Source organism: Paraburkholderia sp. RL17-347-BIC-D, from assembly GCF_046027915.1.
Taxonomy (GTDB): Bacteria; Pseudomonadota; Gammaproteobacteria; order Burkholderiales; family Burkholderiaceae; genus Paraburkholderia.
The window spans coordinates 309,706-321,841 of the sequence record NZ_JARESS010000002.1; the positions used below are offsets into that span (position 1 = coordinate 309,706).

Genomic DNA, 12,136 nt, shown 5'->3' on the forward strand with positions numbered 1-12,136 from the left:
TTCACTGAGTGAGCCAATGTATGCCGATGAATTAGCCGAGGCTTCTGGTGTACTTGCGTTCCAGAACCCGGTAGTACGTGAGCATCACGATCAGATTCGCGACCAGCAAAAGGAGCGCGATGGTTGCACCGAGCGGCCAGTTCAGCGAGCCGAGGAATTCGTCGTAGACGGCGGTGGCGGCGACCTTCAGGCGTCGTCCGCCGAGCAGGCCCGGAATCGCGAAGGCGCTCGCCGACAGACCGAACACCATCAGGCTGCCCGACAGAATGCCCGGCGTCAGTTGCGGGAGGACGATGCGGCGCAGTGTGGTGGCCGGCGACGCCATCAGCGAAAGCGCGGCGTTTTCCGTTTGCGGGTCGAGCTTCTGCAAGGCGGTCCATACCGGAATCACCATGAACGGCAGCATCACGTGAACGAGTGCAATGACGATCGCGAAGGTGGTGTACTCGAGTTTGTACGGCCCGAGTCCGACCAGACCGAACGCCTGGTTCACGAGGCCGTTGGTGTTGAGCAGCATGCTCCAGCCGAACGCCCGTACCACCACTGAGACCAGCAGCGGCGCGAGAATCACCAGCAGGAACATCGAGCGATACGGATCGCGCATGCGAGAGAGCACGTACGCTTCCGGCGTGCCGATCACGATACACAGCAGCGTGACCAGAAACGCAATGCCGAAGGTCCGCAAAAAGATGGTGTGGTAATACGACGAGCTCAGCACTTCCGCGTAATTGCCGAACTGGAATGCGGCGATCGGCCCGCTGGCCGGATCGAAGCGATAGAACGTCAGCACTAGCGTCATCAATAGCGGCACCAGCACGAGCGCCACGAACAGCAGAAAGGCCGGCGCGCACATCAGCCAGAGCGGCAAAAACGCATGCCAGGGCGCGCGGCGGCTGTTGCCGGATTTCATGTCGCGGTCGTCGGTGGCGGGCAGCGTACTAGCCATGATGCGCGTCCCGTTGAATGAAGCGGATTGCCTCGCTGTTCCAGTCGACGCCGACCGCCGCGCCTTCGGCGAGCGGCTCCGTGCCTTCGTTCTGGCAACACACCAGCACTTCGCCGAGCCGGCTGTCCAGCCGGTACAACCATTGGCTGCCGAGGAAGAAGCGGCTCGTCACGGTGGCCGGCACACGTCCCGCGTTCGGTGCGCACAGGCGCAGCTTTTCCGGGCGGATGCACAAGGTCACCGCGTCGCCGACGCCGACCACGCGCTCGCGCGCCGGCAACTGCGCCGTGTGCCCCGTCTCGGCGAGATCGTGGCCGAGGTCGATGCGGATCGCGTCGCCGTCGCGCGCCACCACGATGCCGGGCAGCATGTTGGCCTTGCCGATGAACTGCGAGACGAAGCGATTCTCCGGGCGCTCGTACGCTTCGTACGGCGTGTCGATCTGCGTGATGCGGCCGGCTTCCATCACCACCACGCGATCGCTGATCGACAATGCTTCGGATTGATCGTGCGTCACCATGATGGTGGTCGTGCCGATCTTGCGTTGAATGCCGCGCAGTTCGAACTGCATGTCTTCGCGCAGCTTGGCGTCGAGGTTCGACATCGGTTCGTCGAGCAGCAGCACCGGCGGCGCGATCACGATGGCACGGGCAATCGCCACACGCTGCCGTTGACCGCCGGAGAGTTCGCGCGGAAAGCGATGCGCGAGCGCGTCGAGGCGCACCAGCGCCAGCGCTTCGCGGATGCGCTCCTTGCGCTCGGCCTTGTCGATGTTGCGCATCTCCAGCCCGAAGCCGACGTTGTCAGCGACGCTCATGTGCGGAAACAGCGCGTAGCTCTGGAATACGATGCCGAGACCGCGCTTGTTCGGTTTCATGTGCGTGATGTCGTGGCCGTCGAGCGTGATGCGTCCGCGCGTCGTCTCGACGAAGCCCGCGATCATCTGCAAGGTGGTGGTCTTGCCGCAGCCGGACGGTCCGAGCAACGAAACGAACTCGCCTTTTTCCACCGACAGGTTCACGTCGGCGACTGCCTGCAGATCGCCGAACGATTTCGTTACGTCCGTGAGTGTAAGGAACGACATGGTCTGGCCTTTGGATGTTGCGACACCGGTTCAATCGACTACTGTCTCGATGACGCCGACTCTAGCTAGCCAAATTACCGTCAGTCAATTTCAAATTCCGTTTGCTGGTATAAGATTTGAAAAAATTCCGTTTGATGGAATGTATTCGGTTGATCCGATAGCAAACGTTCCGCTGCGTGACGTCCGGAAAATCCCTATGAATCATTAATGCAACGGCAACACAGAGGATGGCGGGCCGGATTCCACTTGCGGATAAAACACTTTATAGTGTTCCGATCAGTGAAATATTTACGAGCCATAAAGATGAATGCTGCCGCCAAACGAGATACCGACCCAGCCGCCGCCGACGAGACCGGCGGCGCGCCCGGCCCCGGCATGCTGGAACGTGCGTTCGCGGTAATCCGCGCGTTGTCCGAAGCGCAACCCGATGGCGGCCGCGTCACGCGTCTCGCGAAAGCAGTCGGGCTGACGCAGGGCACCGTGCATCGCATCTTGCATGCGTTGATCGCGGAAGGCATCGTCGAACAGGACGAGAACTCCAAGCTGTACCGGCTGAGTGTCGATTTCTTCGCGCTCGCGGCGCAGGCCGGCAATCCGAGCGGCATGCGCACGCTGTGCCGTCCCGCGTTGCTGCGCTTGTGCGCGAGTCTGGGCGACACGATCTTTCTGCTCGTCAAAAGCAGTTTCGACGCAGTGTGCCTCGACATCTGCGAAGGGCCGTTTCCGATCCGCTCGTTCACCGGCGATATCGGCGGGCGCGTGGCGTTGGGAGTCGGGCAGGGCAGTCTGGCGATTCTCGCGTTTTTGCCCGAGGCTGAGCGCGAGGAGATCATCCGCTTCAACGTGCCGCGCATTCGTGGGTACGGCGTGCTCGACGAAGTGTATTTGCGCACTGAGATCGAGCGTGTGCGCCAGTTGGGCTACGCGGGGCGCAATAGCGGCGTGCTCGACGGCATGGCGGGCGTGGCGGTGCCAATTCTGGATCGCACCGGCGTGGCGGTGGCGGCATTGAGCGTCGGCACGCTGGCCGCGCGTCTGGGCGACGACCGTCTGCCGATGGTGGTCGAATTGCTGCGTCGGCAGGCCGATGCGATCGGCCCGCAAACCAATCCGTTCGATGTCGCGTTGCGCCGGCCGATGCACGGCTTGTCGCGCGCGATGACGACTGAACGGATCACGGGCTGAGCGTAAGCGCGATCACCGAGGCAGCGCGTAAACCGCGCCGCCCCGAATCGCGCTGGAAGCGCTTAGAACACCTTCACCGGCACATTCACCACCAGCCGGTATTCCATGTTGTTGCCATCCGAGTAGTGGTACTGGCTGTTGTGCCACATCGCGATGAACGTGATCTTCGTATCCTTGAAGCGTCCGCTTTGCAGCGTGTAGCTCGGAATGAAGCCGAACTCGTGGTGGTGGCCATGCACTGGCTCGCCGTTCTTCCAGTACAGATCATGCAGCGGCGCGGAAGGCGAGGCGTTTTCCGCCGCGCCCGCCGATGCATCCGCGCCCCAGCCGTATTGCCCCCAGAACATCGCCTTGAGTCCCGGCACGCCGGCATACTTGCCGTCGAACGTATAGCGCAATTGCAGCGATTGCTCGTGCGGCGCGTTGTAGTCCACGTCCATCGAGTTGGTCAGGTAGATACCGTTGGTCTCATTGACGTAGTCGAAGAACTGGTCGCCGAGTACCTGCTGGTAGCCGAGCAGCAGCGCATGCGGGCCGTGCTGCGCGGAGACCGACACGCTGTACGCATTGCTGTTGATGTGCCCCTGACGCGACGCGCCGGTATCGTGCGTCGAGTAGATGTTGGCGAGGCCGCTCCACTTGATGGTGGTCGGATCGCCGAACGACTGCGCGACCGAACCGTAGTACTGACGCCAGACGTCGTCGGCCTGATCGACATACAGGGCCATCTCGCCGTTCTTCGCGTAGTGCCACGTGCCGCCCACATACGTGAGGCGATCGATCCGCGTGCCGCCATACGAGGTGGTGAGATTGCTCAGGTTCGTGTGGCCGCGCGCGTCGACTTTGGTGAAGCTGCCGGCCTCGAGCGTGGTGTGCACGAGATCGTTGCTGACCATCGAGACGCCGAGGAAGGTCGGCGGCAGCGCGCGGTTGTCGTGTGGTTCGAGGAACGGGTTGGTGACGATCTGCAAACCGTATTTCACGACCGTTTCCGAAATGCGTCCCTTGATATCGTACATGCCGGGATAAGCCCACGCGAGCTGCTCCGACCCGCCGCCGTCCTTGCCGACGTGCACCATGTTGCCCGCGCCGTTGCCACCGTCGAGTTTGAGCGCGCCGAACAGCGATGCATCGACGCCGAAGCCGACCAGCCCTTGCGTGTAGCCGGATTCGTAGTTGGCCTGCACGCCTTGGACCCACGCGTGACGGTAGATCGTGTTGGGCGCCTGGAAGTAGTCGGAGTAATTGCGAAACTGCAGATTCAGATGGCTTTCGGCGATGAAACCCTTGCTCGCCGCTTGGCTCGACAACTGCGCGGGCGGCGTGACCGTTTGACTGGCCTCGGCGTTGACGATGGCGTTGGTGGTGTCGGGCTGATCGTTGCGCACCTGGCCGCCTTGCTCCGCGCGGCGCTTGCCGGACGTATCGTTTTGCTGCGTCGGTGTGGCCTGCGCGAGTTGCGCCGGGGACGACAACGTTTGCGCGAGCGTTTGAGTTTTAGACGCCTCGGAGGTGGGCTCCGTGACGCCGTCGTCGGCATACGCGTTAGCGGCTAGTGTCAGTGCTGGAAGCGTGAATGCGCAGTAAAAGAAGGTTGCTGCTCCGGTTTTTTTTGACCGGTTTTTTGATCGGCTATCTTTCATTGAGTACGTCTCTGATTATTGTGGTGAATCTTTGGCTGGCGGTTAGCCAGTCCACGTTTATCGTTCGTCCCGCGATTGGCAGGACGAACGAATCCAACGGCGCGACGGCCCGCCGCGCCGGGAATACGGTTTTAACTTTCTGGTTTTAGCTTCTCAGGTTCTTTGCTGTAGCGTTGCCCGAGGGCATTTACTTCGCGGTGTCTCCCACGCGAATGCAAGCGACGCGTGTCGCCTTGGCCCCATGCGTGACGGGCTGCGGAATCTCCCGGGTACAGGCTTCGATCGCATCCGGGCAGCGCGTGCGAAACGCGCAGCCGGAGGGGGGACTGAGCGGCGAGGCAATCTCGCCGCGCAACAGCAGATGACGGCGCGCGCGCTCCACGACCGGATCGGGCACCGGCACGGCCGAGAGCAACGCCCGCGTGTACGGATGACGGGGCGTGCCGTACACCTCGCGCTTGTCGCCGAACTCCATCACACGTCCCAGATACATCACCAGCACGCGGTGGCTGATCGCTTTGACGACGGCCAGATCGTGCGCGACGAACAGCAGGGAGAGCGACAGTTCGCGTTGCAGATCGCGCAGCAGGTTGACGATCTGCGCCTGGATCGACACGTCGAGCGCGGACACCGGCTCGTCGCAGATCACCAGTTGCGGCTCGCCGATCAGCGCGCGCGCAATGCCGACGCGCTGACACTGGCCGCCGGAAAACTCGTGCGGATAACGGCGCAGATGCTGCGCGTTGAGACCGACGCGTTCGAGCATGGTCAGCACGCGCCGCTGCACGTCGGCACGCGCAATGTCCTGACCGTGCGTGAGAAGCGGCTCGGCGACGATCTGTTCGATCGTCATGCGCGGGTCGAGCGAGGCGAGCGGGTCCTGGAAAATCATCTGCACGTCGCGGCGCAAACGCGAGGTATCGCGGCGCGCGCCCGGCAGCACGGTTTCGTCGCCGAGCCAGCGCACGCTGCCGCTCGCTACCGGCGCGAGTCCGATGATGGCGCGCGCGAGCGTCGACTTGCCGCAACCCGATTCACCGACGAGCCCCACGGTTTCGCCGCGCCGCACGTTGAACGACACGCCGTCCACGGCGCGCAGCGTCGCTTTGCCGGACCACGGATAGCCGCCGCGCGGCACGCCGAATTGCACCTTGAGATTGTCGACGCGCAACAGCGTGGCCGCGTCCTGGTTTGCCAGAGGAGTGGTGTTCATACGTGTTGTGCCTCGAGAATTTCCCCGACCGGCCGGTGGCACGCGCGCAGCGCGTCGGCGTGGCCCGCGGCGGCGGAAAGGGGCGGGCGCGATTCGCGGCAACGGTCGGTGCAATATCCGCAACGCGGCGCGAATGCGCAACCCGCGCCGACTTCACCGGGCAGCGGCGGATTGCCCGGAATGGTTTGCAACGGACGGTCGTCGTCATCGTCGGTCAGACGCGGCAGCGCGTTCAGAAGGCCGAGCGTGTACGGATGCGTCGGCGCGGCGAATAGCGCGGCGGCGCTAGCCTGCTCGACGGTCTGGCCGGCGTACATCACCATCACGTCGTCGCACAGGCCGGCCACCACGCCCATATCGTGCGTGATCAGGATGATCGCCGTACCGCGTTCGCGATTCAGTTCGCGCAGCAGTTCGATGATCTGCGCCTGCACGGTCACGTCGAGCGCGGTGGTGGGTTCGTCGGCGATCAGAATTTCCGGTTCGGAGAGCAGCGCCATCGCGATCATCACGCGCTGGCGCATGCCGCCGGAAAACTCGTGCGGATACATGTTGATACGCCGTGCGGCATCGGGAATGCGCACCGATTCGAGCGTTTCGATCGCGCGGCGGCGCGCTTCGCGGCGCGACATCTTGCGATGCAGTTGCAGCGTCTCGGTCATCTGCCGTTCGATCGTCAGGAACGGATTGAGCGAGGTCATCGGGTCCTGAAAGATCATGCCGATGCGGTCGCCGCGAATCTTGTTCAGCGCCGCTTCGTTCATGCTCAGCAGGTTCTCGCCGCGATAGGTCGCGGCGCCCGACACCTTGCCGTTGCCAGCGAGGAGACCCAGCAACGCCATCACGGTCTGGCTCTTGCCGGAGCCCGATTCGCCGACGATGCCGAGCGTGCGCCCCGCTTCGAGCGAAAACGACACGCCTTGCACCGCGTCGACGGGTGCGCCTTCGCGGCGCGTAAAGCGCACGCTGAGGTCTTTGACTTCGAGTAGCGGCATGTCAACGGTCCTTCGGATCGAATGCGTCGCGCAAACCATCGCCGACGAAATTCACGCAATACAGCGTCACGCACAGCATCACGGCCGGGCACAGCAGCAGCCAGGGCATCGATTCGAGCTTCTGCGCGCCGTCCTGAATCAGCACGCCCCAGCTCGTCATCGGCTCCTGAACGCCGAGGCCGAGAAACGAGAGCACCGATTCCGTCAGGACGATGTTCGGCACGGTCACGCTCGCATACACCACGACCACGCCGAACAGATTCGGCACGATGTGACGCGCGATGATCGAACGCGAGCTCACGCCGATCGCCTTCGCGGCGTCGATGAATTCGCGCGAGCGCAGCGACAGCGTCTGGCCGCGCACCACGCGCGCCATGTCGAGCCATGAAAACGCGCTGATGGTGAGCACGACCAGATAGAAGGCGCGGCCGAACATCGTCATCATGAGGATGGCGATCAGCATGTAGGGAATCGCGTACATCATGTCGACGATACGCATCATCACCGCGTCGACGCGTCCACCCAGATAGCCCGCGGTCGCACCGTACGCGACGCCGATCAGCCCCGACACCAGCGTGCCGAGCAGTCCGACTTCGAGCGACACGCGCCCGCCTTGCAGCGCACGCGCGAGCAGATCGCGGCCGAGTTCGTCGGTGCCGAACCAGTGCATGTTTTGCAGCGTGGGCGGCAGGCTGATCGCGCTCCAGTCGCTATCGATCGGATTGTTCGGCAGGAACCACGGACCCGCCACGCAGGCGATCACGATCAGCATCAGCACGACGAAGCCGGTAAAAGCGGCGCGGTTGCGCACGAAGCGCCACGCGGCGGTGGCGAGCGGGCCGCGCGAGCGCGGCGCCTTCGCGATGGCCGCGAGCGGGTCGAGCGCCGCGCCAGTCGATTGAAGAGAGCGGGGCATGGATCAGTACCGGATGCGCGGATCGAGCCAAGCATACGCGAGGTCGACCAGCAGATTGAACAGCACGGCGACGGCGGTCGTCAGCACGACAAGGCCGAGCACGAGGGTGTAGTCGCGGTTGATCGCGCCGTTGACGACCAGTTGGCCGAGGCCTGGCAGCGCGAACACCGATTCGGTGACCACCGCCGCGGTGATCGACGAGATGCAGATCGAGCCGAGCAGCGAGACGACCGGCATCAGCGCGGGCTTCATGGCGTGGCGCAGGACGATCGTGCGGCCCGGCAAACCCTTGGCGCGCGCCGTGCGGATGAAGTTGCCCGACAGCACTTCGATCATGCTGCCGCGCATCACGCGGGCAATCGCGGCGACGTTGATGATGGTGAGCAGCACGATCGGCAGCACACGATAGCGCCACTCGCCGTCGCCCCAGCCACCGGCCGGCAGCCAGCCGTGTCCTTCGGAAGTTTTCAGCAGGATCGCGAAGATCCACACGAGTACCGGACCGAGCACGAAGGGCGGCACCACGTTGCCGATATTGCCGAGCACCATCACGAAGTGATCGACGAAACGGTCGCGCCGCACCGCGGCCACCGTGCCGAGCGCGACGCCGATCACGACCGCGATCGGCACCGACACGCCGCCCACGCCGAGGCTGACCGGCAGCGCTTTCCACACCAGGTCGTTGACCGACCAGTCGGCGTAGCGGAACGACGGCCCGAGGTCGCCGTGCAGCAGCGAACCGAGGTAGTGGAAGTACTGCAACCACAACGGTTCGTCGAGGTGATACTTGGCGTTCAGGTTCGCCAGCACGGCCGCCGAGAGTTGCTTCTCGGTGTCGAACGGGCCGCCCGGGGTGAGATGCAGCAGCAGATAGCACGCGGTGATCACGGCGAGAATCGTCGGGATCGCCCAGAGCGTGCGGCGCAGCGTATAGGCCAGCATGACGGTGCTCCCCGCGTTTAGTGCTTGGTGAGATACATGTCTTGCGTGGCGCGCATGTCGAGGTAGTTGGTCGGTTTGTAGCCGCCTACATACGACTTGACCAGCCGGTCGGCCGAATACTGGAAGAGCGATACCACGGGATAGTCGTTCATGGCCAGATCGTGTGCCTGCGTGAACAACGCGGTGCGCTTCGCGTCGTCGAGCTGCTGGTTGCCTTCGTCGATCAGCTTGTCCACTTGCGGGTTGCAGTAGTGCTGGTCGTTCTGCACGCTGTTGCAGCGGATCAGATCGAAAAACGAGTTGGCATCGTTGTAGTCGACGAACCAGCCGTCGCGCGAGGCCTGCACCTTGCCGTCGTGGCGTTGCTTGAGCAGCACCTTGTATTCGACGTTTTCAAGCTTGGCGGTCACGCCGAGCTTGGTGCGCCATTCGGAGGTGGCGAACAACGCGACCTTCTTGTGCAGGTCGTTGGTGTTGTAGGTGAGCGTGAACGTCAGCGGCTTCGCGTCCGAATAGCCCGCGGTCTTCAGCAGGTTGCGCGCGTAGTCGATGCGCTTGGGCATCGGCCAGCTCGCCCACTCCGGCGTAAACACGCCCGAGCCTTCGGTGCCTTTGGCGATCAGGCCGTACATCGGCACTTCGCCGTCGGCCGTCAGACGCTTGGTCAGCAGGTCACGGTCCAGCACCATCGCCAGCGCCTGGCGTACGCGCTTGTCCTTGAAGGCCGGGTCGTCGTTATTCAGGCTGTAATAGTACGTGGCGATCTGCAGGCCGGTTCTCAGCTCGGAACCGAACTGCTTGCTCACCTGTGCATAGATGCCCGAGGGCACCGAGTAGGTGTAGTCGAACTGGCCGGCCTGATACATGCGCATCGCCGTTTCGTCGTTCTCGATCGGCAGGTAGGTCACTTTCGTGATCACGACCTTGCCAGTATTCCAGTACGTCGGGCTTTTGGTGGCCACCAGGCGGTTGCCCGGCTGCCAGTCGGCCAGCGCATACGGGCCGTTACCCACGAAGTTGCCCGGACGGGTCCAGTCGCCGCCGAACTTCGTCACGACCGCGCGATTGACCGGCGTCATCGTCGCCATGGCCGTTAGCTGCGGGAAAAACGTGGCGGGCACTTCGGTCGTGACTTCGAGCGTGTACGGATCGACGGCGCGCACGCCGAGGCTCGCGAGCGGCGCCTTGCCGGCGAGAATCGCCTTGGCGTTCTTCACGAATTCGACCAGCACCGTGTATTTCGAACCCGTCTTCGGATCGAGCACGCGTTGCCACGAGTAGACGAAGTCGGCCGCCGTGACCGGCTGGCCGTTGCTCCAGCGCGCATCGTGACGCAGCTTGAAGACCCACGTATTCGGCCCGGTGCGCGACCACGACTCGGCGACGCCCGGCACGATCGCGCCGCTCGCATCCATGCGCGTCAGGCCTTCGAACAGGTCGAGCCCGATCGTATTGCCGGTCCATGATTCGATATGCGCGGGGTCGAGCGATTCGGTTTCGCCAGGCACCTGGCGGGTCATTTCCTGGCTGGCGGCGAGCGTGACGCCCGCGGGCACCGTGATGGCGAAAGCGGAAGGGGCAAACGTGAGGACGAGCGCAGTCAGCGCCGTCGCGTAGACGAACGGGGTTTTCATCGGTTGAGATCGCAGGAAAGGTCGAGAGAGAAACGCGCTGGCGCCAGGGCGCCCGTTTAGCTGCGTTGCTCGGGCCAGGGCGGCCCTTGTTGCTCGTGGTGGTAGCGCGACATGCAGGATTCCTTACATTTCGTAATGCAGGCAATCCCCGGCCGGCTCAACCGGATAAGGTGCCTGCTCTTTAGAACAGTCTTGGTGTGCCCACCCAGACGACCACCGACTCGATGCGCGCGGTGTTCACCCAGCTGTGCGGCACCGTCGATTCGTAATGCGCGCTGTCTCCCGCGTGCAACACGAACGTCTTGCCTTCCAGCGTCAACGACACTTCGCCGTCGATCACATACACAAACTCTTCCCCGGCATGCGTGGTGACTTCGGAGCGCTTCTGCCCGGGCGGCATCCTCACGAGGATCGCTTCGAGCTGACGGCCGCCCGTCACGTTGGTCAGCCGCGCAAACAGATTGGCCGAGTCCGCAAAACCGAAAAACTTCAACTGATCGCCACGACTCACGCTGCGTTCTTCGCTGGGCGTGTCGACGAAATACTGCACCGTGACCCCGAGTGCGTGGGCGATACCGGCCAACGAAGTGATGGACGGTGACGCCAGCCCGCGCTCGACCTGCGACAAAAACGGCTTGGAAATCCCCGCCGCGGTTGCCGTGTCATCCAGCGTCCGCTTGAGCCGTTGGCGCAGTGCGCGGATCTTGCTGCCGATTTCTAGTGCCGGATTGCTTTTTTGAATTGTCGTGACCATAGCAGGAGGAAATTAGCCCGTCAAAATTTGTTTGATATAAGTAAATATGGTTTGATTGCGTCCAGGCCGGGCTTCGGGTCTTTTAGCCCCGGTGCTGCGAGAGACCACATTTCGAGACGACACTCTATGTTGCCAGAACCGAAACTAATCCCAGCCAAATTGACTGGTTATTTCGAGAAATAGCAAACAAACGCAGTAACGGCTGCAGCATTGCCCGCCGCTAACCACGGTTATGCAATATGAGTATCGGGAAGATTAAACGTATGACACGAAAGACTATTTTCGATGGCAAGCGCCGCCGCGGCCAAGGCGTATGGCGTGTAACGACAGGTTATTGACGCCGGATCAGTGAATTCCCTGAGTGACTCAGGATGTTTCTGTTTGCAGAATCAGCCCCGCTTGCGGAAGGGCGCGCACGTGCACACCACACGCGAACCCGGCCGCTGTTTTTCATTCCGCCCGCGGCGATCCTGCGCGGTGGAGCACTGTCCGGCACGTTCCAACCGAACGGCAGCCGGCGTAAGGACATGACCATCACTGCCGATTTTTCCCGCCGCGGGCTTTGCGCCTGCCACCGCGCGGCAACGCCGCTTTCTGTCGGCCTCGAAATCCCCGTTCGTCGCGATGCTTTATCATTGAGCCCGCTCCGCATGCCGGAGTCCGAGCCCGGTGTGGCGCAGGTTCCCTCAAGGGGACTTCCTGCGGGGCGTTTCGCGAGGCGGGCCTCGATCCCATCCCCTGGTTTATCTGCTGGTTTGGCGCTCTAGCGCGTGGATGAGCGCGCCTACGCGCTGTGGCCGCGCGGTGCCGTGTGGTGCCTATCG

At 63.1% G+C, this 12,136-nt stretch carries 12 protein-coding genes; 3 read left to right on the top strand and 9 right to left on the bottom strand.

The features are described 5' to 3' along the window. Positions 1-31 precede the first annotated feature (31 nt). Entirely contained in the window at positions 32-946 is a 915-nt protein-coding gene (locus P0D96_RS04775) for an ABC transporter permease (protein ID WP_408175044.1), read from the bottom strand. Beyond that, complete coding sequence (locus P0D96_RS04780; RefSeq protein ID WP_408312097.1) at positions 939-2,030, bottom strand: ABC transporter ATP-binding protein; 1,092 nt, start codon at positions 2,028-2,030, stop codon at positions 939-941. The genes P0D96_RS04775 and P0D96_RS04780 overlap by 8 nt, the downstream gene beginning before the upstream one ends. On the opposite strand from P0D96_RS04780, the gene P0D96_RS04785 reads away from it, so the two are divergent. Together P0D96_RS04785 and P0D96_RS04790 are read left to right on the top strand one after the other, a co-directional pair. Continuing rightward, positions 2,029-2,238, top strand: a complete 210-nt coding sequence (locus tag P0D96_RS04785) for a hypothetical protein (protein WP_408312100.1) — start codon at positions 2,029-2,031, stop codon at positions 2,236-2,238. The two genes, P0D96_RS04780 and P0D96_RS04785, sit on opposite strands and share 2 nt — an antisense overlap. A gap of 95 nt (positions 2,239-2,333) precedes the next feature. Next, entirely contained in the window at positions 2,334-3,215 is an 882-nt protein-coding gene (locus P0D96_RS04790) for an IclR family transcriptional regulator (protein ID WP_408249228.1), read from the top strand. 62 nt (positions 3,216-3,277) lie between these two features. Here the strand turns inward: P0D96_RS04790 and P0D96_RS04795 are convergent, their stop codons facing one another. After that, positions 3,278-4,858: an OprD family outer membrane porin gene (locus tag P0D96_RS04795; protein ID WP_408312103.1), complete on the bottom strand. Its 1,581-nt coding sequence runs from the start codon at positions 4,856-4,858 to the stop codon at positions 3,278-3,280. Between P0D96_RS04795 and P0D96_RS04800 the strand changes: the two genes are divergently transcribed. After that, a complete protein-coding gene (locus tag P0D96_RS04800) occupies positions 4,792-5,007 on the top strand; it encodes a hypothetical protein (RefSeq protein WP_408312339.1) in 216 nt (71 codons plus the stop codon). The two genes, P0D96_RS04795 and P0D96_RS04800, sit on opposite strands and share 67 nt — an antisense overlap. Before the next feature lie 38 nt (positions 5,008-5,045). Here the strand turns inward: P0D96_RS04800 and P0D96_RS04805 are convergent, their stop codons facing one another. The 6 genes from P0D96_RS04805 to P0D96_RS04830 all read right to left on the bottom strand — a co-directional run bounded on the left by P0D96_RS04805 (position 5,046) and on the right by P0D96_RS04830 (position 11,312). Further along, positions 5,046-6,071: an ABC transporter ATP-binding protein gene (locus tag P0D96_RS04805; RefSeq protein ID WP_408312106.1), complete on the bottom strand. Its 1,026-nt coding sequence runs from the start codon at positions 6,069-6,071 to the stop codon at positions 5,046-5,048. Then, positions 6,068-7,066 carry an ABC transporter ATP-binding protein gene (locus P0D96_RS04810; protein WP_408280994.1) on the bottom strand — a complete coding sequence of 333 codons (999 nt, stop codon included), beginning with the start codon at positions 7,064-7,066 and terminating at the stop codon, positions 6,068-6,070. Before P0D96_RS04810 ends, P0D96_RS04805 begins: the two co-directional genes overlap by 4 nt. 1 nt (position 7,067) lies before the next feature. Beyond that, a complete protein-coding gene (locus tag P0D96_RS04815) occupies positions 7,068-7,982 on the bottom strand; it encodes an ABC transporter permease (protein ID WP_408312109.1) in 915 nt (304 codons plus the stop codon). Between the two features lie 3 nt (positions 7,983-7,985). Beyond that, positions 7,986-8,924, bottom strand: coding sequence for an ABC transporter permease subunit (locus tag P0D96_RS04820; RefSeq protein WP_408312112.1), 939 nt, complete (start codon positions 8,922-8,924; stop codon positions 7,986-7,988). A 17-nt stretch (positions 8,925-8,941) separates the two neighbouring features. After that, a complete protein-coding gene (locus P0D96_RS04825; protein WP_132377857.1) occupies positions 8,942-10,558 on the bottom strand; it encodes a peptide ABC transporter substrate-binding protein in 1,617 nt (538 codons plus the stop codon). Between the two features lie 181 nt (positions 10,559-10,739). After that, positions 10,740-11,312 carry a helix-turn-helix domain-containing protein gene (locus P0D96_RS04830; RefSeq protein WP_132377855.1) on the bottom strand — a complete coding sequence of 191 codons (573 nt, stop codon included), beginning with the start codon at positions 11,310-11,312 and terminating at the stop codon, positions 10,740-10,742. Positions 11,313-12,136: the final 824 nt, after the last annotated feature.